Consider the following 25,761-nt stretch of genomic DNA (forward strand, 5'->3'; position numbering starts at 1 on the left):
CCATCAAAAGGCAAACAAGGGCGAAATCAAACCTACTCCGACGCAGCCATCCAATGCTGCTTAATGATTAAATCCTTATTTCGTCTGTCTTTACGTATGGTTACTGGCTTTGTGCAAAGTCTGATTAAACTTTGCGGATTAAATTGGATAGCTCCAGATTACACCACGCTTTGTAGAAGACAAAAGCATATTGATATTGTAATCAGCTACCAAAAAAGTAGCGATGGGCTGCATCTACTCATAGACTCTACAGGCATGAAGTTTCTAGGTGAGGGCGAATGGAAGCGCAAGAAACATGGACCTGAATATCGTCGCCAATGGCGTAAACTTCATATTGGTATAGATGCTAAAACCCTACAAATACGAGCAGTTCAGCTTACAACCAATAATGTCAGTGATTCACAGGTACTGGAAGATTTACTTGCTCAAATCCCTTTAGATGAACAAATCGATTCTGTCTATACAGATGGTGCTTATGACACAAAACGATGCCGTCAGGTCATTGCAGATCGGCAAGCACATGCGGTGATTCCACCTAGAAAAAATGCGAAACCATGGAAAGATAAAAAGAGTAGCTCGCTAGAGCGAAATGAATTACTTCGAACAGTTAATCTTGCGAAGCAGTGCTTCTCAGGCAGGACACTATGGAAAAAATGGTCAGGCTATCATCGGCGAAGTTTGGTTGAAACTAAGATGTACTGCATTAAATTATTAGGAGATAAACTCAGTGCAAGGAGTTTAGATAGCCAAGTGAATGAGATTCATGCACGTGTAGCAGTGCTCAACAGATTTACGGAATTAGGTCGACCACTTACCCAGGTTACGCCTTAAATTTGGCTCAATTAGGGGCGCTTTGCATTTCAAATCTTTGTGCAACAAAGCCCAACGGGTGTGCCTACAGTCATTGCTGGAAAAATACTGGTGGATTAGTAATTTGGGCAAATCAATTTGCATTACAACAAACATCATCTAGAGCAATTAATAGTAGTACCTCTGATGATAAGAAGCAGGATAAATAAAATGTTAACAATTCTAGTTGAAGTAATTTTATCATTTTTTATATCCAATTATGAATCTGAAAATTATCCTTATCTAGCAGGTTTTATAAAGGGAATAGTTTTAGGTATATCAGCTTTCCTCTTGGGGATGTTGATTGATGTTATTAATGATAAAGTTATGGAAACACATTTGATAATATTATATTTCATTACTTGCATTGGTATAGGAATAATAGGAGGGCTATTTTTTATGTTTTTTACTTGGTTCACTAAAAAATAATACTAATAACATAAACGCTTGGTGTGACGGTTTTAAAAGCATAAAGGAACCGATTAACTGCACAAAAGACATAAATTTGATCTACAGTTACTTGTAAAAATAGAGCTAAACTTTAGCTGATTCCTTTTATCACTGTGACCAAATTGGAACACCGCAGACTTTAACAAATGAGTTAGGTGAATGTATATGGGAAATTAAGCAAGATACATGGGGCACAGCTTTAGAGATTAAGACTAGTGACAATTTATTAGAGCAAACAAGTATTCGCTTCCAAGGACAGTATTATGATGGAGAGACTGGCTTACATTATAACCGTTGCCGTTATTATGAGCCTGAGAAATTTTAAAGCACTACTTTAAAATTACGAAAGGCAAGGTATGTAAGTAAAGACCCTATAGGATTGTTTGGTGGTTTAAATAATTCTTCGTATGTAAAAGACCCGAATCAATGGGTTGATCCGATGGGGTTATGGTCGGCTACTAATGAAAAAATTGAAGAATTAGCAGATAAATAAAGTATTTCTTCGTTTGCTAAGTAGATTGCCCGAAGTACCAAGAAAAATAGGCTATCATGCAATAGATTTAGGTGGACAAGGTTTATTTAGATTAAAGGAAATGTTATGAAATATTTTTTTATATTTTTAATGAGTAGGTTTACTTTTATATCTGCTTGACATCAATCAAAAAAAATAACTGTTAATGTAAATAACCTGAGTTTGTTAAACAATAAGCAGAAAGTGGTTGCCTATATTGGAATTGAGATGGGTGGCGGTAGCCCAAGAATTGATATGTCGGAAGGTGTAATTTCAAGTCAGCGTATTTATCAAATTGAATTTTTAAATAAGGCTAATAGAAAATGATTATTTCAAAACTAATTCTATTATTAATGAGTATTTTTATATTAGTATCTTGTATAAATACAAAAGTTACTAAAGAAGGGGAATACTTTAAAACAATTAATTATAAATTCTTTAAAGATTTTAAACCCAATGAAGAAGTCTTAATAGATAAAATTGATAATAAATATTCAGTGATTCAAATAAATAAGTCTGACCTTTCTTTAAGTGATTTTACACAAATTGATAATAAATTAAAAAAAGATGGGTGGAGAAAAATATCAGCTAAAAATAATTTTTTTGAATATTGTTTTGGTGAGAAAATTTATTTGGGTGCACTATTTCCAGAAAAAGAAAAATATAGAAATTTTGCAGGTAATGAGGTTTTACCATTTAATCAAAAAAAATGGCTAGTCATTTTGTCTTATAGTGAAGGAAAAGTAAATTATTGCCGCAATGATGAATTGGAAAATATAGAGTTGGAGTATTTGTGATAACTTATTTATAATTTTTTTAATAGGTTTATTTGACTTTATTAATTAGATAAAAATTTTAAAGATAGGTTATCCATGAGTTAATCTTATTCAAGTATTAACTTGGGTATGAGGTCGGTCTAATTCTGTGTATTTGTTTAACATGGCTATAAGTGTATGGATTTCATTAGGATGACTGGGCTTTGTTGCATAAATATGTAAGCATCTGATTTAAATAAATTTAATTTTGGATCAAAAAATAATCAAAACTTTTAAAATCATATAGTTATGAAATCTTTGTGCAACAAAGCCTTTTGATAGCGAACTTGAGAATTGGTGTAGTAAATCAGCTTTTGGTTTAGATAAAAGTAAATTTAAGAATATATTGGAGGAGGATAAGGCATTTAGTGAGGCCTTACAGAGTATATAAATGATTAATGCAAAAAAAATTGTGGGTAAAATAGAAGGCCTTAAATGTGAAGATTCTGTTATACAGCCTTTTAAAAATATTGGTAAACAAGTCGCAACTACAGCTCTGCTAGGAGTATTGACAGAAAGTACTTCACTCTTAAGTGCAGCCCCAATATTAATTCTCGCTTCAAAAGGTAGGAGAGCAAAAACTTTTACTTTTAAAATAGATGGGATTGATGTTATTGGGCAATTTACTACAGTAAAATTTAATGAAGGGGATCAAGTTGTTATCATTATTAGTGAAGAGCAAGATAAAGGGTTTTATTTAGCTTATGCAGTGTTAATACCAAATAAAGGGATTCTTCATATGTTGTATGATTCTGGGCGTTCATTTAAAAAGCATTGTTTACATTTACTTAAATGGGCAATAGTACTAAGCATATTTTCATGCTTTTTTTTTACTATCATTGCTTTGGTAGGTTATTCAAATACTGATAATGAAAAAGATATCGTAGACTTTAAAAATCAATTAATAATTTCTTATTTAGTGTCATTTATATTTTCGTTTGGTCTACTATTTAGCTTTTTAATTGGTAAAGATAATGTAGGTTTTTTAGGTCGATACAGTGAGAAAATTTTTGAAATATTAGAGTTTGAACAACCTAAAAATCAAAATCTTTTTAACTCATATCTGATCGATGAAGAAGGTTTACATGTCAGTGTTTTAGATTATAGAAAAAGTTTGATTGGTAAAGATTCCTATCCAAAGGATTATTTTGACAATGAAAATGATAAAAATTGAAGGTCGTATTAATAATCTTGAAGTAGAAAACTCTAAAATTTTGTCCATTGGTAATTTAGGTAAACATGCTGCGAATACTTCGTTAATTGGTACACTGGCTGGTAGTACTTCCTTAATGAGTAACGCGCCCATTATGGCATTAGCTGCAAAAGGTAGAGACGGAAAGACTTTTAGAGGTGAGGTTAACGGAATTCGCGTTGTTGGTCAGTTCACTGGTGTAAAGTTTAAAAATAATACACCTTTAATCATGGTCATAAGTGAAGAGCAAGAGGAAGGATACCATTTTGTATATGCAGCTTTAGATCCTAAAAAAGGTTTGTTACATATGCCATATGAGATGGGTAGATCTAAAAACAAGACATATTTATCTTTGTTTAAAACTGCGACCATAATGTCTATAGTTTTTTGTATTTTATTTAGTTTTATTATTATTTTTCAATATTTTAATATCGATGATATTAGTACAGATAGAATAAAATTTAATATTTTGATTTTTTATTCAGTTAGTTTTCTTTTTTCTTTTTTCCTAATGTTTTGTTTTTTATTGGGTAAAAATAACTTGAGAGAATTAGCACAAATTTCAGAAAACGTATTTGAACAGCTAAATTTTTCAGATGTAAAGGAACAAGATTTATATAAATCTAGACTTATAGATAGTGAAGGCTTTTACCCGAGTGTGATGAAATATAGAGATGTTTTGATAGGAAAAGACCCTTTTCCTGAAGACTATTTTGACACGAAAAATGAAAAAAATTGAAGGCAAGTTGCAAAATATTGAAATGGTACATTCTAAGATTCTGATATCTTGAATCAAAAAAAGCCCTCAGGGCTTTTTTTACATCTAGACTTATGGCAACTGCTGAATCGGGCTACCACCCAACGCCTGCATTAAAGTCACATAAGCATTGTATTGACTCACCTGAGTTTAGACAAATACAAATAGCTGAAGGCTTAGAGAAACCTGAAAGTTTTTTTAGTACAAGCACCCAAACCAATCGAAGAGTTAGATTTGGATATGTATAGTCACAAAGATGTTGATAAAACTCGGATGGCATAAGCCATCCGATGTTGGAAAATTTAAATTTATTGCTTAGGAAAAGGTTTCGCTGAATTGGAAGCGCAGCGCACAGATGTACTATTATTTGGATTTACATTGGGGCTAGTTGATTGATGATTTTGTTCCATTCCATCCCTATAAATCGTAGTAACACTGCCTCCCATAGCTAAACTTTGTGCTGCTCCTTCTTGACGTGTACTCCTTACGGATTTTAATTTACCCGACTTAGGACCCTGTGGATTGAGTTCAGGTGAGTTTTTATAATACTGTGGATCAAACCAATCGGACATCCATTCATAGTTATCGGTTGCCATATCGTAGAACCCTAAAGGTGTTGGTGGGAAATGACCTAGCAAAGGAACAGTAGCACTAAAATTTAAACTTTTACTGACTTGATCTCTTTGCTCATCACTCCAGACATTACGACCTGTTTCATACTTGTCATTGTCTGTAGGATATATGACATATTGTCCTTTATTTCGGGCAGCATACTCCCATTGGGCTTCAGTAGGTAAATTCATAGGGATACCGACTTGTTTTTCCTAACCATAGACAATAATCTGATGCCTGTTGCCAACTGATCCCTGCTGGTGCCATAGGTTGGCGTAGCTTTTTAGTTATTTTTTCCATACTTATACGAGGTAAACCTAAACTGTCTGTATAAATATCAAAATCATCGAATGTGGTTTTATATGCATTTAGACTAAAGCTATCAAGGGTCACTTTATGTGCAGGCATGGCAGCATAAAGTCCAACAATAGGCAGTTTATCTTTACGTGTGAGTGGGCCGAAGTCCCCCATCATAAAGGTGCCACCATCCACAAAAATCATATTTTTTTTGGTTTTTTCAACCAATTTTTGAATTTTGGATTGTAGCTCAGGAGAAGCACTATTTTGATTAGTAGAAGGAGTTTGTGGCTCATTCGCACTTTTTGCACAAGCACTTAAAGCAAAAGTAGATAATAAAATAAGAGCTAGGTTTTGATTAATCATATTCTTAAAAATTATAGAGTTGTTAAAATATTGCCAAAAAATAAAGCAAATACAATCAAGGGATAAAGAAAATTTAATATCTCAAAAAGAGAGTTTTTGTTATTTATTGAGCCACTCTGAATAGGTCTAACAGCTTAAGTTTACATCAAGGTCATGCAAGCATTATCTCAAACTCGACTTAACTCGAAACCAAGGGGATATTGATCTCTAGGGGGATTACACTGGACAACTCGATCTGCTTGTTTGTTTGATATGACAATTAGCATGAGTGGTTTGGACGTAAAGATCAAGTATTTTGTAATATGTAAAAATGCCATTATTAATATATTTAAAACCTTTATCTCCACACAGGAATGGATGAATGTCATTTAACATGTGCATCCTCGTGCTGAAACCCAGTCCAAAAGTAATATGCAAAAAATTGAAGGGGATATTATTCGCTTTTTAAACTATGGTGAAGATGCCAGTATTGCTGAAGATATTATTATTGCGCTCAATTCGCGGCAAGACTACGCAGGTGGTCGAGAGAACCAATGGTTAAAAGATTTCCTGAAATACCGTAAACAGGCAAAAAAGATACAAGGTTACCCTTTGAATCATTTAATTGTAAAAAATCAAGATGATATGCAATTTAAACAGTTAGATTATATGGGTAGTTATGCAGACAATACTGCTATTTTAGCATCAAATTTAGATATTCTAGCGCCATTTGAAAATCAGGAAATACAACTCTATCAAACATGATAGAGTTGTATTGGGTGAGACTACATAATTTTTTTAGTTTGGTTTACTACACAGCGTACAGAGTTGTCAAAGTTTGGATTGATTACTCCCTTAAATCTTTCAGGGAAATCTACTGGTTGAATAGGGTGAGTATGACTACGCCGTACAGTTAAACCCTCCCCCATCTGCAAGGTTTGGCCATCTAGAGGTTTAGCACTACGGAGGACTTTCTCAGTTCCTGCTTTAGGGCCTTTCGGGTTTTTTTCAGGGGAATGTTGATAATAATCTGCTGCATACCAATCAAGCATCCATTCATAGTTGTCTGTAATTAAATCATAAAAACCTAGTGCTGAAGCTGGGTATCTGCCTATTACAGAAATTTCAGCACCAATAGACTTAAATTCATGAAATAATGCTTGTCGCTGTTTAAAACTCCATACATTTACGCCATTTTCGATTTTTCCTGTATTGGTTGGAAAATGAATCTTTTGGCCTTTATTGCGGGCAGCATATTCCCACTGAGCTTCGGTCGGGAGGTCTATGTCAAGTTTTAGTTGTGTACCTAACCATTGGCAATAATTTCGTCCCTCTTGCCAAGAAACACCTGCAGAAGAAACAGGATATCTAAATTGTGAAGAGTGAGACTCGGTTGAGCCTACTTTAGGGGTATTGGTTGCAGCGCTGTATATGTCTAAATCTGCATAAGTAGCTTTATAAGCAGACATGCTAAAGCTATCCAGAATTACTTTGTGAACTGGTTTGCTATCAATCTTGCTGTCATAATGATCAAAATCTCCCATCATAAAAGTACCACCTTCCACAAAAATCATATTATTCTTGGTTTTTTCTAGCAATTTTTGAATTTTGGATTGTAGCTCAGGAGAAGCACTTTTTTGATTAGTAGAAGGAGTTTGTGGCTCATTCGCACTTTTTGCACAAGCACTTAAAGCAAAAGTAGATAATAAAATAAGAGCTAGGTTTTGATTAATCATATTCTTAAAAATTATAGAGTTGTTAAAATATTGCCAAAAAATAAAGCAAATACAATCAAAGGATAAAGAAAATTTAATATCTCAAAAAGAGAGTTTTTGTTATTTATTGAGCCACTCTGAATAGGTCTAACAGCTTAAGTTTACATTAAGGTCATGCAAGCATTATCTCAAACTCGACTTAACTCGAAACCAAGGGGATATTGATCTATAGGGGGATTACACTGGACAACTCGAACTGCTTGTTTGTTTGATATGACAATTAGCATGAGTGGTTTGGACGTAAAGATCAAGTATTTTGTAACATGTAAAAATGCCATTATTAATATATTTAAAACATGTGTCTCGACTCGGGAATGAATGTCATTTAACGTGTGCATTATTTGAAAATCAGGAAATACAACTCCATCAAACTTGATATAGCTGTATTGGGTGAGACTACATAATTTTTTTAGTGTGGTTTACTACACAGCGGACAGAGTTGTCAAAGTTTGGATTAATTACCCCTTTAAATCTTTCAGGAAAATCTATTGGTTGTACTGGGTGAGCATGACTACGCCGTATGGTTAAGCGCTCTCCAATTTGTAGTGTTTGGCCATCTAGATGGTTTAGCACAACGTAACGCATGGTTACAGGAGTGAATTTACAAACGGGGACTAATTTTATTGGAGTAATTGCAGCAACATTTGGCAAGGTTGCGGATGTGTTAGACCGTCAGCTTAAAATGAAAATGTTGCAGGTTGGTGAATCAGCAAAATTAAGATATTTAAAAAGGTTGGACCACGAGAATCGCTCGGTTTATATGGTGGTGCTACCATTTTTGCTGCTTTAGAATTTAAAAATGCTTGGATTTCTTTTAATCGAAATAATAAAACTAGCAAGATTTTTGATGGGGCATTTGGAATCTCGCTAATAGCTTCAACTTATCTTTTACGTAAAGGGGCTTTGTTGCACAAAGATTTCATAACTATATGATTTTAAAAGTTTTGATTATTTTTTGATCCAAAATTAAATTTATTTAAATCAGATGCTTACATATTTATGCAACAAAGCCTTTTGGAGTTACAATTTTAATTTCGCATAAGAGATTTTATGTTAAATATACGATTAAAATTCTAGGCTATGAAACGTTGTTTGATAATCTTCTGCATTAAAGCTTTATATTGTAAGGATTTTTTACACTGATCTTCAGGTTATTCAAAATTAAATTAAAAAAATTTAGAAGTTAAATTGTTATATTTAATATTATTATTTATATTATATTTTTATATGAGTTTTTATGATATAGTTTTTATTCTTTTCTGTATGTTATATATCCAATATAAATGTAGCCTACAATATTTTTTTTTACTTCGCATCCTATTTTGAGTGGATTATCCTTAATCTATAAATTTAGGTTTGTACATAAACTATTCTTACGATCCTAAATAAAATCAAAATTGGAGATAGGCGAAGCTATTAAAACTAATGGAGATAGCGATGACTAGAATAGCAATTATTGGTTCAGGTCCTAGTGGCATGGCACAATTAAGAGCATTCCAATCAGCAAAGGCCAAAGGTCTAGAAATTCCCGAAATTATATGTTTTGAAAAACAAAGTGATTGGGGTGGGCAATGGAACTATACTTGGCGTACAGGTGTAGATGAAAATGGAGAGCCCGTTCATAGTAGTATGTACCGTTACTTGTGGTCTAATGGGCCAAAAGAAGCATTAGAGTTTGCGGATTATACGTTTGACGAACATTTTAAAAAGCCCATCGCCTCTTACCCACCAAGAGAAGTGTTGTGGGATTATATTAAGGGTCGTGCGGAAAAAGCCAAGATCAAACATTTGGTCAGATTCAATACCGCGGTGCAGCATGTCTGCTACGATGAACATAAAAAGAAATTTACTGTTGAAGTAGAAGATTACAAGAACCAAAGACACTATGTGGAAGAGTTTGACTATGTGATTGTAGCCTCAGGGCACTTTTCGACACCAAAAGTACCCGTATATAAAGGCTTTGATCGTTTTCATGGTCGTATTTTACATGCCCATGATTTTCGTGATGCCCGTGAATTTGCAGATAAAACGGTACTGCTTGTGGGCAGTAGCTATTCGGCTGAAGACATCGGTTCACAATGCTACAAATATGGCGCAAAGCAAATCTATAGTTGTTATCGTAACAAACCGATGGATTTTAGATGGCCGAAAAATTGGTCTGAGAAAAAACAGCTAATACGTGTAGATGAACGTAAAGCTTATTTTGGAGATGGTACTTCAGCAAAAGTTGATGCGATTATTTTGTGTACTGGTTATCTTCATCATTTCCCATTTATCGAAGATAAATTGCGTTTAAGAACACACAATTGTTTATATCCACTAGATCTTTACCAAGGTGTGGTATGGGAAAAAAATCCCCGTTTATTTTATCTAGGTATGCAAGATCAATGGTATACCTTCAATATGTTTGATGCCCAAGCTTGGTATGTTAGAGATATCATATTAGGTAAAATTTCTTTGCCAAATATCATGGAAATGCAACATCATACTGAGAAGAAGCATTTAGAAGAGAAAGCTCTAAGTACAGATGAAAAGAAAGCACGTTTCCAAGGTGAATATGTGAAATATTTAATTAGTGAAACAGATTACCCTAATTTTGACGTTGATGGGGTGCATAATATTTTCATGCAATGGAAAAAGCACAAGAAAGAAAATATTATGGAATTTAGAGATAAAACGTATCGTTCAGTTATGACTGGAAAAATGGCAAGACCACATCATACGCCTTGGTTAGAAGCTCTCGATGATTCTTTAGAGAACTATTTAGATTCAGAAGGTGCTAAAGAGAAAAATTTTATTTAGCCAAAATTTAGAAAAGTAGCTAGAAGTCAAATGGGAGCTTTGCTCCCATTTTTATACGATAAAATTCATATACACGAGTAAGTTTATCTAAAAGGTGCAGAATCACATTTGAAAATTGCTAATAAAATATTAGAAGATTGAATATTCATCTAAAAAGTTTCTATATAACCCGAATCGCGGATAAGAAATTGACTTGAAAAATAGGAGGACTAGAGCCATCCGTTAGATTGGTTGTACTCCTGAAACACTTCGTGCCTGGCATCAAAAGCATTTAGATCAGCAAAATCCTATTAAAGTACAACAGATATCTGATCAAGAAAAAATGAAGCAAATGGAACGTGAAATTAAAGAATTAAAGCGTGCTTTCGCCCAGGCGGAGCTCGACCGCCCACACAAATAATGATGGATTTCATCCATAATAATAAAGTGTTATACGGTGTTGATGCGATTTGTAGGATTTTACCGATCTCAGCTTCAACCTATTAACGAACTTTAGATCTCGCTGACAATCCAGAACATCGAGCGAAACGAAGTCTACATGATGAGCATCATGCTGAACAAATTAAACGAATTTGGAAAGAAAGTTCAGGCCGATATGGTGTGCTTAAGGTCTGGCAACAATTGAAACGTGAAGGTTATGTTATCGCACGTTGTACAGTTGCTCGATTGATACAGAAGCTAGGTATACAAGGTGTTATGGCGTTTTAAAACATCTGACTGCCTATCAAAGAGATTATTTATTGGTCGAATAATCTCAAAACCTGATTGACTACCAAGACGGTATCTCAGGTGAGTAACTTTACGTATATTCAAACTCATTCGGGCTGGGTCTATACCGCCTTTATTATTGATGTGTTCTCACGAGCAATTGTTGGATGGAAAGTATCTACACGGATGAATACAGATATGGTGCTCGATGCACTTGAGCAAGCATTGCATGATCGAGGGATGCCAAAGAATGTGATTCATCATTCCGATAGAAGTGTGCAATATCTTTCCAGTCGCTATACCAATCGTCTAGAAGCAGCAAATTCACGAGCGTCAGTCGGTACAAATGGTGATTCATACGATAACGCTTTGGCTGAAACAGTGAATGGGTTATACAAAACAGAGGTGATTGAATATTTAAAAGCAGACTGGCAAGGTTTAGCGGATGTACAACTTGCGACATTAAATTGGGTAGATTGGTTTAACAAAAAGCGTGTACACAGCGCATTGGGTTATGTACCTCCTTTTGAGTTTGAAGCAATGTACTATGATAAGATTAACCCGTTAGGTCAGGTGGCCTAACTTAAATAAAAATGTCTCCGACAAACCCGGTACGCTTCAAATTTAATGAAAGCCTCTATAGTGAAAAAAATTAAGTTTTAATAAAAAAGCGCCTTTGAATGTAGGCGCTAAATTTTAATGCTTGATACACTAACGCTAATATTCAAGTATACTTAATTTAACATAATCTATATTATACGAAATCAGTCTGTTAGAACCCATTCAAAATGTCTATATTCTCACTAATAAAAATGTCTAGTTTATGATGGGTTAACCATCATGGACTGGATATGAAATATAGATGCTGATCACTATGTCTGACAAAGAAATTCAACGTCTTGCTGTTCTGCAAGACGTTCGAGATCAACGTATTACACAAGTCCGTGCTGCTGAAATCCTCAATCTTTCAACCCGTCAAATTACCCGGTTATTACAGAAGCTCAATCAAGATGGTGTCTCAGGTATGGCACATGCCAGTCGTGGTCAACCTGGCCATCGTCGCCATGATGATTTATTAAAATCAAAATGTCTTTCCATTATTTCTGAACATCTGCTGGGATTTGGACCCACCTTGGCCCATGAGAAGCTCAGCAGCATATTTGACCTGAATATTCCGGTAGAAACGCTTCGGCGCTGGATGACTGCAAATGACCTCTGGATTCCGCGATCCAAGCGCCTTAAACGTCCATATCAGCCACGTTATAATCGGGATTGCTTCGGTGAGCTGATCCAGATTGATGGCTCATATCATGACTGGTTCGAAGGACGCGCTGCTAAGTGCTGTTTATTGGTGTATATCGATGATGCCACTGGAAAGCTGTTACATCTGCGCTTCTGTGAGGCGGAAACGACCTTCGACTATATGCTTTCAACCCGAGCCTACATTGAACAATACGGTAAGCCTCTGGCCTTTTATAGCGATAAACATTCGGTCTTCCGAGTGAACCAGAAATCGAGCCAGGACAGCAAGATCACGCAATTTGGCCGGATTCTGAATGAGTTAAACATTGATATTATCTTTGCCAACTCACCACAGGCCAAAGGTCGCGTAGAACGCGCGAATAGAACCCTTCAAGACCGTCTGATCAAAGAGATGCGTCTGGAAGGCATCAGTTCAATTGCCGAAGCCAATGCCTGGTTACCCTGCTTTATTGAGCATTTCAACCAGAAGTTCACCAAGTGTGCGAGAAACCCAAAGAACTTGCATCGATCTTTAACGGAATCTGATGCTGAGCTGGAGGATATATTCACCTGGCAGGAACCGCGTAAGGTCACGAAGAACCTAACCATCACGTATGACAAGTGTATTTATCTGCTTGAACCGATAGAGCTGAATCATAAGCTTGTTGGGCAATACATTTCATTTCTGGAGTACCCGGATGGCACTGTGGCCATCATGCATGAAGGCCGAAAGCTCAACTACAGCATCTTTAATAAATTGGCTGGGCTACAGCAAAATGAGATTGTTGAGAATAAACGGTTAGGTGCAGTTCTGGCACATATTCAACAGCAGCATGAAGAATTGGAAAAACAGAATAAATGTTCAAGAACAAATAAAAATATGCCAAGCCGTAAAGCTCAGAAAGCCGATATTGAACAAAGAAAGTTAAATCCTGTGCTTGACTTGGAAATGTCCATATAGGACATTTCTACTTGGGAATAACAGCTTGAATTTTCCTATAAGCATCAATATCTTAACTAAAGCCGTTCCAGTAAACAGCGCACTGGAACGGCTTTTTTGTTGAATTTTACTGTTCCACGCCTGTTCTTTAATCAAAGTTCCACATCTTTGTGTAGTTTCATTTAACCCTAAAGCAGAAAAAAATGTCCAGATAAAACAAGAATAGATGTCCAAGTATTATTGATTTTACATCAAGAGACAGGCTAGCCTAATTCTAAAGGATTAAAAATCCTATACACATATGAGCTCTATTCAAATAATTTAAGGCAAAATCGAACCCTATAAATTCAAAGGTATTCAAAAATCACTATAAAAGTTTGCTATATAGCGAACAAATTTCTAGGGTTAGAATTGATATGGCTTCAAGAGAAGAAATAGGTAAAGAAATACGTTTGGCAAGAAAAGCTCTGGGCTATACACAGAAAAATCTTTCAGAAAAAACGAACGTTAATAAAACAACAATTTCAGAGATAGAAAATGGCCACTTTACAGGCTCATTTAGCATATTTGAATCTATACTTAATGCAGTAGGCCTGCAATTTGAAGTGAATAAAAACAAGTATAAATTTCCGCACTGGGATGAAATTGAAGCAATGATTGCGGAAGATGATGAATAAATTGTAAATCGGTACTGAATAAGGTATCAAGAAAGGCAAAGCGCTGCCCATCGACCTCATTACTCCAGACCACTTGTGTCAGATATTCCAGATTGAACTGATAGCAAATCACGGTTCCTCGCGACACCACGCGAAACTGATTGAGCTTAAAGCAAGTTGTTAGACTCTATTAGATTGTAAATGTCTAATTAGACTTCTTTAATCTAATAGGATCTAATCAGGCCAATAAAGTACCCTCCTTACCGACTAAGTCGGTTTATTTTATAACTCCATTATTTTGTGGTTTAATACACATATATAGACATAAGACCCAATATTATGGATTTAAAATTCAAAAAACCTGAAGAAGTTGTTGCTTTATTATGTGAAAGGCTTCGTAAGGAACGACTTTATCTGGAAATGACTCAGGCAGACGTCGCTACACGTGCTGGTATTGGTGTAAATACAGTATCTAATTTGGAAGCTGGTCGAAATGTTTCATTTGAAAATTTAGTACGCGTTGCCATGGTACTGGGTCGATTAAAAGAATTAGAGGAACTCTTTAAACCTCATTTAAACAGTGTAGATGACATTCTCCGCTATGAGAGCAATACGGCTCGCCAACGTATCAAAAGGAAATAAATCCATGCTCAAAAAACTTAATGTTTACTACAATGGATGGGGTGAATATTGGCTTTGGGGTACACTGGTCTCCTCAACCGCAATCACAGGTCGGCCATTAATCGCCTTTGAATACAGTGCAGAAGCGATCAGTAAAGGTTTAGAACTTTCCTCTTACCTACTCCCGTTAAAAGGTGACCCATTAAGAACGAACTTTCCTGCACATCAAATGGGATTGCCAGGTCCTATATATGATGCCTTGCCCGATGGTTGGGGCATGCTTCTTATGGATCGCTTATTTAAAAAAAATGGATTTAATCCTGCACGGATTGGGCCATTAGAAAGACTCACGTATATTAATACACATGCGATGGGAGCATTATCCTTTGAACCTTCAGCAACTGAGTTAGCATTAACTGAAAATATCCCACTGATTAAACTCGCTCAAGAAGTTCAGGAAGTTCTCAAAGGAGAAGGTGCAGAATTTTTACAGCATTTATTAATTATGGGTGGATCTCCACAAGGTGCAAGGCCAAAAGCGCTCATCTATCGTGATCCTGTCACCAACGAATTCTCAACAGTTAGCTCACATCAACATGAAGCTTGGCTGATCAAATTTCCCGCTCAGCAAGAGCATCCTGAAGTTTGTGCAATTGAAGCTGTTTATGCAGAATGTTTGCGTCATTGTCATATTGATACCCCTGACACTCAATATTTTACTCTTCCGAATGGATTAACCGCATTTGCATCAAAGAGATTTGACCGCCGCGATGGCATGCGTATCCCTATGCAAAGTTTAGCGGCCTTCACCGGAGCTGATTTTAAATCACCAGGGAGTTTAGACTACAGTAACTTTCTTCGCGCTGCACACTTTTGCACCAATGATGTTCGCGAAAAAGCAATTGCATTCAAGCGAGCTGTTTTCAATGTAGTCTTCAATAATCGAGATGATCATTGCAAAAACTTTTCATTTCTGATGTCCCAAAATGGGCAATGGAAACTCTCCCCTGCCTATGATGTTACTTTCTGTGAAGGGCCAGGTGGATATCATCAAATGGATATCATGGGTGAGGCACTGGATATTCCTCGACAAGCTCTTGTAAAACTTGGTACTCAGGAAGCTGAACTTTCTGCCCAAGAAGTCGATGAAACTATTAGTTCGATTTGTAAGGTTGCAATCCGATTCAGCAATATCGCTCATGATCTATTACCTGGACAAATTCAAGCAGAGACTATCCAAATGATCCAAAATAGGATTGAGCATAATATCAATTTATTGCACTAAATAGTCTCGGCAAGTTGTGTGCAGCTAATAGAGTTCGGTTCTGTCATGAGAAAGCCCATATAAATGGGTAGAGTACAAATTGCTGTAGAAGCATGTTTAATTCGTCTGATCACAGATACTTTATAAAGTATTTTAATACTTTATAAAGTATTTTAATACTTTTTTGAATCCGTCAATGCGTAAGTCCTAGTCTTTCAATTTAATACAATGTACTTTTAATAAATATATATTCTGCTACAATCCATTTTCCTTACTTGGATAATTGAGACCATCTAAGTGATCATGGTTTTAGGAAGATTGCTAGCATTCTCTGCAATCTTGTTACAGATTGCTGTTTTTCTACAGCCTTTACTTCCAGAGAAATATCAAATTTCTCCTGTCTGTGAAACTATTGTCCATGCACTTCAATTAGATACTTCTCACCATGAGCATAGCTCAAATCATTCTACGCATAATCACTCTCATCAAGAGTTGGATTTAGCTAATCATGATACTGAAAAGCTTAATTATTCATATCTCAAACAAAAAGCTTCATCTAGCCATCATCACGATGCAAATCATCAATGTCAGTACTGTCTAGTTTACGCACATGTCGTTCCACTACCAGACATGGGTGTTAAAGAAGTAGTCGTGAGAATTCAAGTTCGGCTATTAGCTTTTAAAGAAGCTTTCTTTCATATCTTCTTTCTTTTAAAACAATTATTTCTGATCCCTCAAGGTCGAGCACCTCCTGTCTCTTTTGCTGTCTAAATTTATTGGCAATTCCTTATTGTTTTGAAATTTAATTAGTTGAAGAGACTAATCGCTATGTTTTTACTTTTTAAAAATGCACGTATCTGTGTAGGCACACTCATATCAGAGCATATGCAGTCTAGAGCATGCTTCGGATGTGGAGAGCTGCTATGACCTTAGGTTTTACGGCACTTGAGTTAGCACGTATTCAGTTTGCATTCACTGTGTCATTTCATATTATTTTCCCTGCGATTTCTATTGGGCTGGCAAGTTTTCTTGCTGTTTTAGAATGGCGATGGCTTAGAACAAACGATTCTATTTATCATGACTTATTCAAATTCTGGGTGAAAGTATTTGCATTATCATTCGGCATGGGTGTCGTTTCTGGTGTCGTGATGAGCTATCAGTTTGGTACAAACTGGAGTGAGTTTTCTCGATTTGCAGGAGGCATTACAGGCCCCTTACTAAGTTATGAAGTTCTAAGTGCTTTCTTCTTAGAGGCTGGATTTTTAGGCATCATGCTTTTTGGATGGGGTCGAGTCGGCAAAAAAGCACACTTTTTTGCCACACTGATGGTCGCCATCGGCACATGTATTTCAATGTTCTGGATTTTGTCTTCAAACAGTTGGATGCAGACCCCTCAAGGCTTCACCATTGAAAATGGAATTGTAGTACCTCAAGATTGGTTTGCTATTGTTTTTAACCCGTCTTTTATCTATCGCTTATTCCATATGGCACTTGCAGCCTTTTTAGTGGCAGCTCTTCTTGTTGCTGCTACTGCTGCTTGGCACTTACTCAAAGGCCGTAGAGATGCATTAGTCAAAACATCATTTTCTATGGCACTTTGGTTAATCCTCATTTTAGCTCCCCTCCAAGTGTTTATCGGTGATGCCCATGGTTTAAATACCCTAAAACATCAACCAGCCAAACTTGCTGCTATGGAAGGCCATTGGGAAACAAACCATGATCATGGGATGCCCTTATATTTATTTGGTATTCCTGATATGCAAGAAGAACGCACGAAATATGCGATTGCAATTCCACATTTAGGAAGCCTAATTTTGACCCATTCAATGAATGGGACAGTGAAAGGATTAAAAGACTTTGCGCCTGAAGATCGTCCAAATTCAACAATCGTATTTTGGAGTTTCCGTATTATGGTTGGGCTTGGAATGCTTATGCTCTTCCTTGCAATCACTGCCCTATGGCTCAGAAAGAAAGGCAGCCTCTATGAGAGTAAGTGGTTTCATCGCTTTGCAATCCTTATGGGCCCTTCAGGCTTCATCGCATTACTCGCTGGTTGGTTCACCACAGAAGTAGGACGTCAGCCATGGATTATCTATGGCGTTATGAGGACAAAAGATGCTCTTTCTCCTGTTTCGGCAGAACAGGTTGGATTAACGCTGATTATTTTTGTGATCGTGTATTTTATTGTCTTTGGTGTGGGCATTTATTACATGCTCAAACTCATGCATAAAGGACCTGAGTTTTTACATAACGCACCAGAAGAAATTGGAGGCGTTGGTCATTTCAAAACACCAATGCGACCTCTGAGTGCCATTGATGAAAAAATTGATGATCAGGATCAAGGAGCATCTTCATGATTGATTTATCTTTAATCTGGATTGTCATTATTGCAGTTGGTGTTTTTATTTACGTTGTACTTGATGGCTTTGATTTAGGGATAGGGATTTTATTCCCCTTTATTAAAAATCAGCAAGAACGTGATGTCATGATGAACACCGTTGCCCCCGTTTGGGATGGTAATGAAACATGGATGGTTTTAGGAGGTGCTGGTCTTTTTGCTGCTTTCCCTATTGTCTATTCAGCGGTTCTGTCAGCCTTATATTTACCTATCATCTTGATGGTAATAGCTTTGATTTTTAGAGGCGTGGCTTTTGAGTTTCGTTTCAAAGCTACTCGAACAAAGTACATTTGGGATAATGCGTTTATTTGGGGCTCTATTGTTGCCAGTTTCTTACAAGGTGTAATCTTAGGTGCTTATATTCAGGGTATTGATATTGTTGATAATCGTTACGCTGGTGGTGGCTTTGACTGGTTAACACCATTTTCATTATTTACAGGTTTGGGTGTTGTAGTCGTTTATGCAGCATTGGGATGTGGTTGGCTCATCATGAAGACTGATGACGTACTACAAAAGTATATGTATAAATTAATGCCCAAGCTTTTGATTGGCTTATTGGTTATTTTTATTGCTGTCAGCATCTATACGCCAATTGCACATCCACAAATTGCTGAGCGCTGGTTTAATCCCACTCAATTGATTTATTTTAGCCCAGTCCCTTTGCTTGTTCTAGTTTGTACAGTTTTAGCGGTGCGCTCATGTATTAAACAAAATGAAGCTATGCCCTTTTTATATACCTTAGGACTCGTATTTCTGGCGTACTCAGGATTCTGTATCAGTATTTTTCCTTACATTATACCGCCCTCAATTACCATTTGGGATGCTGCTGCACCTGCCAATAGCCAGCTTTTCGCACTGATTGGGGCACTGATCTTGATTCCAATCATACTGGTCTATACCGCCCTTTCATACTGGGTATTTAGAGATAAAGTTCGTGTTGGGGATGAAGGTTATCATTAAAGGAATTCCTAATGAAATTATCTAAATTTCAATGGTTCATATTGTTATGGCTAGTCGGTTTCTTAAGTTTATTGGTCATTGCTATGAGCTTTAGATTCTTACTTCAACTTGCTTATTAGGTCCTTAGAAAGAAGAGGGTATTTATGCATCTACTTCAACAGCACCATGTGAATTTTAATCATGATTTCCCATATATCGTTAATTTAACATTAGCTCAGGAAATCATTAAGGCACGTAAAAAAATGAATATCTCTCAACAACAGTTAGCATCTAAACTTGGCATATCCCCAAGAACGCTAGAAAGTTGGGAAAGAGGTGTTCGGCATCCTTCAAGTTCGGCGCAAGCTTTAATCAAACTGTTTATAAAGTCACCTCAGTTTGTATTGGAAAATCTTTCTTGAAAACAATTAGCTAGATTTGTGAATAGCTTTTATTAGTAACTTATAAATCATTATGAACCGATACATAACCATAAAAAGTGGTCGTATCGGTTTGGAGAAATATTTATGGTAATTGTTATTACATCACAAAACCGACGTCATATTACTCCCCATGCGGGAAAATGTCGGAAATTCTGGAAATATGAATTAAAAGATAGAGAAGTGACTGATAAACAACTTATTGAAGTTGAAAAGGAGCAATCCTTTTCGCAGTCTGGTGAAGTACTCGAAAAACTGCTGCCTATGGATATATTCGTAACTACGGGAATGGGCGATCAATTACGAGAAAAACTCAGAAATATTGGTGTCCATGTCATGGTAACAGCAGAAATTGAACCAGAACAATTTATCGGTAATTTAATTTCAGCCAAATAAAATTCTGGATGGAAGCTGTAATTTATCATGAACAAAATAAGAAAAGCCTGCAGATGCAGGGTTTTCTTATTTCATTTATTATTGTGAAGTATAAGAACCATCAACAGTATATTGACTGCCGGTCACAAATGAAGCTTCATCAGATAATAAAAAAGCCACTACTTGAGCAACTTCTTCTGGTTTACCCAATCGGCCAAATGGATGAAGTTTCACTAATTCTGATTCCTCAAATTCTCCAATTAATGGGGTTTGAATATAACCAGGGTGGACTGAATTAATGCGTATACCTTGATCAGCGTACTCCAATGATGCAGTCTTTGTCAGACCAGTCACACCATGTTTCGCCGCAACATATCCTGAAATGTTCTTTGTCCCGACTAAACCTAAGATTGATGCGGTATTAACAATCGCTCCCCCACCTGACTTAAGTATTGCTGGAATCTGATAATGCAGCCCATAGAAAACAGCATTCAAATTAATATCGATGACTCTACGCCAAGCCTCTATACTCAACTCAGCAATCGGATTGACTTCACCTAAAATACCTGCATTATTAAATGCTAAATGCAGAGCCCCAAAGCTTTCCACGGCAAAGTCAACAGCTTGCTTCATTTCTTCTGGATGAGATGTATCTGTTTTATTCGCAACAGCATGGCCGCTAGCAGCTATAATTTCAGCTGCAACTTTCTCAGCCGCATCAAGATTAATATCTGAAACAACAACTTTTGCCCCTTGTTGAGCAAGAAGCAGCGCTGTACTTCGCCCAATACCCGAACCTGCACCTGTAACTAAAGCCACTTTATTATTAAAACGTGTTGACATCATAAACCTCTCTTTTTTATAAAATGAGCATGTGAGCCATACTCGTGCTTGAAACGTTTTAGACCCTATTTCTGCACTTGAATTGCAAATTGAACTACATGACATTTTCCGTTATGTAACTTGCCTTCATGACGTTCTTGTTCTCCCACATAAAAATGATAAAGATGATCATTTTTAAATACTGAAAGAAACGACATTGGATCGTACAAATAGTTAATATCTTTCGGACCACCGGTTTGATAATCAATCTGCTCTTTAGAATAAAGCTCTCCAATAAACCAGCCATTGTTTGTCAATGCTTGACGTATCCCAGAGAGAACATTGAATTGAGTATTTTCATCAAAATGCCCATACACACATATCACATTTTGATAACACTCTCTTGGCCATTCGACATCATTGAGATCAATATTTCTAAGTGTGAATTCAAAACCAGCTTGCTGGGCTTTTGTAGATAAGTGTTGCATAGCAACTTTTGAGTAATCCCATATTTCTGCTGAAAATGAATCATTTTGCTGTTTCGCTTTATTAGCCAAATAAAGGATATTCCTCCCCTCACCCTCTGCTATAGCAAGAGTTTTTCCCACAATTGGAATCTGATCTGCTATCTGTTGAATAAAATGATTGGGCGAAATGCCATACAGATCCTGTGTTTGCGAATAAAGATTATCCCAATGCTGATTCATATCTTTTCCCAATGATTGAAAAAATTAAGCTGTGAATTCTTTAAATGCTTCCAATGCATTAGCGGCATACATCAATGAAGGACCGCCCCCCATATAAACTGCAACACCAAGCACTTCCTCTAATTCTTGCAATGTCATTCCCATTTTGACTAGGGTTCTGACATGAAAACCGATACATCCATCACATCGTGCTGCAACACCAATCGCTAAGGCAATCAGTTCTTTTGTTTTAGGATCAATAACACCATCTCGCATTGCAACTTGTGACAATTGATTAAAACTTTTCATTAAATCAGGAGAATCCTGCGCTAATGTCTTTAAACTGCCTGAAATATTTTGAGTTAATTCTTTGTACTTCATGATTTTCTCACTTGAATGTCCATAAACTTAAGTTAGACTTAAAATAGAAATCTAGTTATTTCTCTACTGGATAACCCTGCTCTAGCCATGCTTGGAATCCACCCTGAACAGATTTCACCTGAGTAAATCCCATATTCTGTAAAGTATCTGTAGCCAGAGCTGATCGGCCACCCGTCCCACAAATCAAATAAATCGGCTGATCTTTAAGATATTCTAGTGCTTGCAAGGTATCGCAATGATGGCTCGCCACAGGATGCTGGTGAATTCTCATTTCTAAAACACCACGAGGATAATTCACGGCTCGGTCTATCGCTGCCGCCTGAAATTCATCCGGTTCCCGAACATCAATCAGAATGGTTTTATGGTTTTTCATGGCTTCAAGTAAGCCGTCTACCGTCACTTCTTGAATTCGGTTTTTTGCCATTGAAATTAATTGTTCTGCTGTTTTCATTACTCTTTACCTCTTCCGATCTTTAGAAATCTGGTCTCTGATTAAATATTCATGTCTTTAAAATGCAGTTTTTAAATTTGGCTCTAATCTCTTGCTTGTATTAAGTTATGATGACTGTAGAAATTAAATAAAATGCTACGCTTATGACAGTTATGGCAAAAACCTTTTGGATTTGACTATTCTTAACTAAAGGCATCAAACTTCGACCAATCAACATCCCAGCCATGCAAGCTAAAACGAAAGTCAGCGTGACCGAAACGGGGTATTGAAAACCATCTAAAATATGAGCTGAAATGCTGACACCACCTATCAGGAAAATAATCATCAACGAGGTCGCAACAATACTGCGCATATCAAGATCAGTTACTTTACTCAGTACTGGAACAATCACGAATCCCCCACCTACCCCAAGCAAACCAGTCAATAAACCTGCCACGACACCAATGGCACCGAGAGACAATGCAGTTTTCATGTTCCAAATCAGACGACCAGTTGTTTGGTTAACTTTACACAGCACACCTGTATGGTCATTCACTTTTTTAAAAAAAATCCGGTAAGCAACCACGAGCATGACTAAACTGAATGCTAAGGTAAGCCATACAGGAGAAATTATTCCTCCCAGATGCACACCATAACGTGCTGAAGGAATGCTAATCAGTGCAATCCAAAGCGCAGCCCGATAGCGTACTATCTTCTTAAATAAGCCTTCAAATGTTCCAACCAAGGCAGATAAAGTGACTGCAAGCAAGCCAACAGGTGCAGCTTGTGCGACCGTCCATCCTTGACTTGCCATCAGTGCGGGTACGGCCAGAATGCCACCACCAGCACCGGTTAACCCAAGCAAACCACCGATGGCCAGTCCTTCAAGTATTAGCATCCACATCGCTAGTGCCCCCCTCTATTACCAAACCAATTAAACAAAACTTGTTGTTTAATCTTAAAATTTGCCTATTTGAAGTAATTCAGTGGAAGTTTTAAATAAGAAACACCATTCTCTTCGGGTTCAGGGAATTGTCCTGCTTTCATATTGATCTGTATCGAAGGTAAAATCAGTTTGGGCATACTTAAACCCGCATCGCGCTTATTACGCATTTCAACAAAATCATCTTTGGTCGTGCCGTCGTGAATATGGATATTCTGATTTTTTTGAGTCTGAATATCCGTTTCACACATATAGGTATCGCGCTTTTCTGGCAAATAATCATGGCAGAGAAATACACGTGTTTTCTCAGGCAGTTGATACAAACTTTGTATTGAATCAAAAAGGATTGATGCGCTTCCCTTCGGGAAATCACAGCGCGCTGTTCCATAATCTGGCATGAATAAGGTATCACCCACAAACACGGCATCACCCATGACATAACTCAGGCAAGCAGGCGTATGTCCCGGTGTTGGAATGTTATAGGCTTTCAATGTTCCGATTTGGAACGACTCATGATCTTCAAATAAATAATCAAAGAGCTGCTGGGCATTCCATTGTTTAATATCCAGATGATAAATCGCACCAAAGGTTTCCTGTACAATGCCAATTTTCTGGCTCATGGCAATTTTGCCACTTAACTCAGCTTTGAGATATTGTGCAGCAGTCAGATGATCAGCATGTACATGGGTTTCGAGAATCCACTCAACCGTTAAACCCTGCTCTTTAATATAGGCAATAATTTTATCGGCATGAATAGTTGATGTACTTGCTGATGCCGGATCATAATCCAGAACGCTATCAATAATGGCGCAGGCTTTGGTCGCAGGATCACGTACAACATAACTGAAGGTATTGGTATCTTCGTGAAAAAAATCTTTTACTATAGGTAAGTTTGACATCGTTAAGCTCCTGACCATTTACGGTGAATCCATACACCCACCAGCATTGCTACAATAAAATAGAGCACTTGATAGTGGCCCAAACCGATCAAGGTAAAACTTGGTGCCGGACAGATGCCGGCAATGCCCCAACCTGTACCAAATAAAACCGCACCCGTAATCAGATTCTTATTTATCTGATTATTTTTAGGTAAATCAATAGGTTCATTAAATACTGTTTTCGGTTGTGCCGTACGTAATACTTTCTGGAAAGGAATAAAGGCCACCGCAATCGCGCCCATCATGACAAAGGCCAGACTAGCATCCCAGTCACCAAACAGATCCAAGAAATCGAGTACTTTTTCCGGATTGGACATACCCGATACCATCAGCCCCACAGAGAACAGTGCACCAAATAAAAAGGCAAACAGATTTTTCATTTTAGAATGCTCCTGTGATATGACGGATAATATAAACGGTGACAAAACCTGCAAACATAAAAGTCATGGTCGCGATGATAGAACGCTTAGACAGGCGACTGATGCCACAAATTCCATGACCACTGGTACAACCCGAACCCAGACGTGTCCCAAAACCCACCAGTAGACCTGCCACAATCATCATCAGTGGGCTGGCATTCAATTCGATTTCAGGTTGTACAAATAGACCATAAATAAACGGTGTAATGATCAAGCCTGATAAAAACCAGATTGCAGGCGTTTTAAACCTGGTTTTTGAGTTTAATACTTGCCCAATCAAACCACTGATTCCCGCAATACGGCCATTGACGTAAAGATAGCCAACCACGGAAAGTCCGAGTATTAAACCGCCAATAAATGCGATGAGGAAGTCATGCATGATGAATCAATCTCTATACACTATACTTTTTTATATTATATAATAAAAAATATTAATCAAGCAGTTTTATGGTAAATTATGTAAACTGCACGGGCTACATCAAAAGTTGTGAGGACATTTATGGATATGATTGCTGAAAATGCCAAAATTGATTTTTCTCAAGTCGATTTCGTCAGCCAATGCCTGAAAGTTTTGGCCAATCCTGATCGCCTGAAAATCTTATGTGTCCTGGTGGATGGGGAAATGAATGTTCAGGAAATTGAAGAATCCACTGACATTCATCAACCTACACTTTCACAACAACTGACTGTCCTACGTAAGGCTGACATGGTCAGCACACGACGTGAGGGTAAACAGATTTTCTATCGTCTGAGTGATCCCAAGGTCTTAAGTTTGATGCAAAAGCTGTACGAGCTGTATTGTGCGAATTAATCCGCTTAGTACAGCCAAAAAGAAATGATCAGAAGCAGTAAACCTTTATTTTTTTAATACTCTTAATATTGAAAAATCTTGTACTCATTTTTTCTCTAGATTAGATTTAGTGAACTAAATCTGAAAAATATTTTATTCAAATTACACAGGGTTATAATTTATCGATTTACAAGTTTGTTCTTATATCGTGCTAGAATTTTGATGTCTACTCAATGTTTTGAACTGCTTTTACCAGAAGAGTGATCTACATTCCGGCTCATTCCATCTCGTGTTTGGAATCACTCTGAATTCTCCCATCCACCAAATTAATGGTTCGATCACAGGTCGCCGATAATCTAGGATC

At 36.9% G+C, this 25,761-nt stretch carries 27 protein-coding genes, 6 pseudogenes and 1 other annotated feature; of the genes and pseudogenes, 20 read left to right on the forward strand and 13 right to left on the reverse strand.

Annotated elements, in window-relative coordinates; translation table 11 throughout:
- From FTT88_RS14560 to FTT88_RS14585, 6 genes and pseudogenes are all read left to right on the forward strand, one after another.
- Positions 1–831: IS5 family transposase (locus FTT88_RS14560; RefSeq protein WP_180174060.1), on the forward strand; the 831-nt coding region annotated here is incomplete at its 5' end.
- Positions 832–1,020: 189 nt separating this feature from the next.
- Complete coding sequence (locus tag FTT88_RS14565; RefSeq protein ID WP_180036159.1) at positions 1,021–1,278, forward strand: hypothetical protein; 258 nt, start codon at positions 1,021–1,023, stop codon at positions 1,276–1,278.
- A 121-nt stretch (positions 1,279–1,399) separates the two neighbouring features.
- Positions 1,400–1,747, forward strand: a pseudogene (locus FTT88_RS14570) (RHS repeat-associated core domain-containing protein); the annotation flags it as partial.
- A 386-nt stretch (positions 1,748–2,133) separates the two neighbouring features.
- The gene (locus tag FTT88_RS14575; RefSeq protein ID WP_180036158.1) at positions 2,134–2,607 is read left to right on the forward strand and encodes a hypothetical protein; all 474 of its coding nucleotides are present in this window, start codon (positions 2,134–2,136) and stop codon (positions 2,605–2,607) included.
- A gap of 409 nt (positions 2,608–3,016) precedes the next feature.
- Positions 3,017–3,799, forward strand: coding sequence for a putative type VI secretion system effector (locus FTT88_RS14580; RefSeq protein ID WP_180174061.1), 783 nt, complete (start codon positions 3,017–3,019; stop codon positions 3,797–3,799).
- On the forward strand, positions 3,780–4,556 hold the full coding sequence (locus FTT88_RS14585) for a putative type VI secretion system effector (RefSeq protein WP_257233090.1): 777 nt from the start codon (positions 3,780–3,782) through the stop codon (positions 4,554–4,556). Before FTT88_RS14580 ends, FTT88_RS14585 begins: the two co-directional genes overlap by 20 nt.
- Before the next feature lie 90 nt (positions 4,557–4,646).
- On the opposite strand, the pseudogene FTT88_RS17400 reads toward FTT88_RS14585, so the two are convergent.
- Positions 4,647–4,724 (reverse strand): annotated as a pseudogene (locus FTT88_RS17400) (hypothetical protein); the annotation flags it as partial.
- A 158-nt stretch (positions 4,725–4,882) separates the two neighbouring features.
- Positions 4,883–5,849, reverse strand: a pseudogene (locus FTT88_RS14590) (formylglycine-generating enzyme family protein).
- A 411-nt stretch (positions 5,850–6,260) separates the two neighbouring features.
- On the opposite strand from FTT88_RS14590, the gene FTT88_RS14595 reads away from it, so the two are divergent.
- Positions 6,261–6,593, forward strand: coding sequence for a hypothetical protein (locus tag FTT88_RS14595; RefSeq protein ID WP_180174062.1), 333 nt, complete (start codon positions 6,261–6,263; stop codon positions 6,591–6,593).
- Between the two features lie 20 nt (positions 6,594–6,613).
- Here FTT88_RS14595 and FTT88_RS14600 read toward each other — a convergent pair whose 3' ends face one another.
- Entirely contained in the window at positions 6,614–7,564 is a 951-nt protein-coding gene (locus FTT88_RS14600; RefSeq protein WP_180174063.1) for an SUMF1/EgtB/PvdO family nonheme iron enzyme, read from the reverse strand.
- 634 nt (positions 7,565–8,198) lie between these two features.
- Here FTT88_RS14600 and FTT88_RS14605 point away from each other — a divergent pair.
- The 7 genes and pseudogenes from FTT88_RS14605 (at position 8,199) to FTT88_RS14635 (ending at position 15,857) form a co-directional block, all read left to right on the forward strand.
- A complete protein-coding gene (locus FTT88_RS14605) occupies positions 8,199–8,393 on the forward strand; it encodes a hypothetical protein (protein WP_180174064.1) in 195 nt (64 codons plus the stop codon).
- Positions 8,394–9,040: 647 nt separating this feature from the next.
- Entirely contained in the window at positions 9,041–10,405 is a 1,365-nt protein-coding gene (locus FTT88_RS14610; protein ID WP_180036244.1) for an NAD(P)-binding domain-containing protein, read from the forward strand.
- A 226-nt stretch (positions 10,406–10,631) separates the two neighbouring features.
- Positions 10,632–11,695: pseudogene (locus tag FTT88_RS14615) on the forward strand (IS3 family transposase); the annotation flags it as partial.
- Positions 10,762–10,879 (forward strand) — a sequence feature (AL1L pseudoknot). Its footprint overlaps the pseudogene before it by 118 nt.
- 280 nt (positions 11,696–11,975) lie before the next feature.
- A complete protein-coding gene (locus FTT88_RS14620; RefSeq protein WP_180174065.1) occupies positions 11,976–13,316 on the forward strand; it encodes an ISNCY family transposase in 1,341 nt (446 codons plus the stop codon).
- Positions 13,317–13,711: 395 nt separating this feature from the next.
- Entirely contained in the window at positions 13,712–13,972 is a 261-nt protein-coding gene (locus tag FTT88_RS14625; protein ID WP_180174066.1) for a helix-turn-helix domain-containing protein, read from the forward strand.
- A gap of 318 nt (positions 13,973–14,290) precedes the next feature.
- Complete coding sequence (locus tag FTT88_RS14630) at positions 14,291–14,593, forward strand: helix-turn-helix transcriptional regulator (RefSeq protein ID WP_180174067.1); 303 nt, start codon at positions 14,291–14,293, stop codon at positions 14,591–14,593.
- A gap of 4 nt (positions 14,594–14,597) precedes the next feature.
- Positions 14,598–15,857, forward strand: a complete 1,260-nt coding sequence (locus FTT88_RS14635) for a type II toxin-antitoxin system HipA family toxin (protein ID WP_180174068.1) — start codon at positions 14,598–14,600, stop codon at positions 15,855–15,857.
- 2 nt (positions 15,858–15,859) lie between these two features.
- On the opposite strand, the pseudogene FTT88_RS14640 reads toward FTT88_RS14635, so the two are convergent.
- Positions 15,860–15,970 (reverse strand): annotated as a pseudogene (locus FTT88_RS14640) (IS701 family transposase); the annotation flags it as partial.
- Positions 15,971–16,139: 169 nt separating this feature from the next.
- On the opposite strand from FTT88_RS14640, the gene FTT88_RS14645 reads away from it, so the two are divergent.
- The 5 genes from FTT88_RS14645 (at position 16,140) to FTT88_RS14665 (ending at position 20,009) form a co-directional block, all read left to right on the forward strand.
- Positions 16,140–16,607 (forward strand): DUF2946 family protein, encoded by a 468-nt coding sequence (locus FTT88_RS14645; RefSeq protein ID WP_180174074.1) that lies wholly within the window; start codon positions 16,140–16,142, stop codon positions 16,605–16,607.
- A 152-nt stretch (positions 16,608–16,759) separates the two neighbouring features.
- A complete protein-coding gene (locus FTT88_RS14650; protein ID WP_180174069.1) occupies positions 16,760–18,193 on the forward strand; it encodes a cytochrome ubiquinol oxidase subunit I in 1,434 nt (477 codons plus the stop codon).
- Entirely contained in the window at positions 18,190–19,194 is a 1,005-nt protein-coding gene (gene cydB, locus FTT88_RS14655; protein ID WP_180174070.1) for a cytochrome d ubiquinol oxidase subunit II, read from the forward strand. The genes FTT88_RS14650 and cydB overlap by 4 nt, the downstream gene beginning before the upstream one ends.
- A gap of 143 nt (positions 19,195–19,337) precedes the next feature.
- Complete coding sequence (locus FTT88_RS14660; protein ID WP_081406743.1) at positions 19,338–19,595, forward strand: DNA-binding transcriptional regulator; 258 nt, start codon at positions 19,338–19,340, stop codon at positions 19,593–19,595.
- A 105-nt stretch (positions 19,596–19,700) separates the two neighbouring features.
- Positions 19,701–20,009 (forward strand): NifB/NifX family molybdenum-iron cluster-binding protein, encoded by a 309-nt coding sequence (locus FTT88_RS14665; RefSeq protein ID WP_067665588.1) that lies wholly within the window; start codon positions 19,701–19,703, stop codon positions 20,007–20,009.
- Between the two features lie 78 nt (positions 20,010–20,087).
- On the opposite strand, the gene FTT88_RS14670 is transcribed toward FTT88_RS14665, so the two are convergent.
- The 8 genes from FTT88_RS14670 to FTT88_RS14705 form a co-directional block, all read right to left on the reverse strand.
- Positions 20,088–20,834: an SDR family NAD(P)-dependent oxidoreductase gene (locus FTT88_RS14670; RefSeq protein ID WP_257232185.1), complete on the reverse strand. Its 747-nt coding sequence runs from the start codon at positions 20,832–20,834 to the stop codon at positions 20,088–20,090.
- Between the two features lie 62 nt (positions 20,835–20,896).
- Entirely contained in the window at positions 20,897–21,517 is a 621-nt protein-coding gene (locus tag FTT88_RS14675) for a methyltransferase domain-containing protein (protein WP_180174071.1), read from the reverse strand.
- 24 nt (positions 21,518–21,541) lie between these two features.
- A complete protein-coding gene (locus tag FTT88_RS14680; RefSeq protein ID WP_004988488.1) occupies positions 21,542–21,877 on the reverse strand; it encodes a carboxymuconolactone decarboxylase family protein in 336 nt (111 codons plus the stop codon).
- 55 nt (positions 21,878–21,932) lie between these two features.
- Positions 21,933–22,328, reverse strand: coding sequence for a rhodanese-like domain-containing protein (locus tag FTT88_RS14685; protein WP_004988491.1), 396 nt, complete (start codon positions 22,326–22,328; stop codon positions 21,933–21,935).
- A gap of 100 nt (positions 22,329–22,428) precedes the next feature.
- Positions 22,429–23,211 carry a sulfite exporter TauE/SafE family protein gene (locus tag FTT88_RS14690; RefSeq protein ID WP_117008074.1) on the reverse strand — a complete coding sequence of 261 codons (783 nt, stop codon included), beginning with the start codon at positions 23,209–23,211 and terminating at the stop codon, positions 22,429–22,431.
- A 65-nt stretch (positions 23,212–23,276) separates the two neighbouring features.
- Positions 23,277–24,149, reverse strand: coding sequence for an MBL fold metallo-hydrolase (locus FTT88_RS14695; RefSeq protein WP_130116370.1), 873 nt, complete (start codon positions 24,147–24,149; stop codon positions 23,277–23,279).
- 2 nt (positions 24,150–24,151) lie between these two features.
- A complete protein-coding gene (locus tag FTT88_RS14700) occupies positions 24,152–24,568 on the reverse strand; it encodes a DUF6691 family protein (RefSeq protein ID WP_180174072.1) in 417 nt (138 codons plus the stop codon).
- A 1-nt stretch (position 24,569) separates the two neighbouring features.
- Positions 24,570–24,986: a YeeE/YedE family protein gene (locus FTT88_RS14705; protein WP_121594791.1), complete on the reverse strand. Its 417-nt coding sequence runs from the start codon at positions 24,984–24,986 to the stop codon at positions 24,570–24,572.
- A 120-nt stretch (positions 24,987–25,106) separates the two neighbouring features.
- On the opposite strand from FTT88_RS14705, the gene FTT88_RS14710 reads away from it, so the two are divergent.
- Entirely contained in the window at positions 25,107–25,418 is a 312-nt protein-coding gene (locus FTT88_RS14710) for a metalloregulator ArsR/SmtB family transcription factor (protein ID WP_004984482.1), read from the forward strand.
- Positions 25,419–25,674: 256 nt separating this feature from the next.
- Here the strand turns inward: FTT88_RS14710 and FTT88_RS14715 are convergent.
- A pseudogene (locus FTT88_RS14715) lies at positions 25,675–25,761 on the reverse strand (ABC transporter ATP-binding protein); the annotation flags it as partial.

The sequence above is a fragment of the Acinetobacter sp. YH01024 genome (genome assembly GCF_013420195.1).
In the GTDB taxonomy this organism is placed as follows: domain Bacteria; phylum Pseudomonadota; class Gammaproteobacteria; order Pseudomonadales; family Moraxellaceae; genus Acinetobacter; species Acinetobacter amyesii.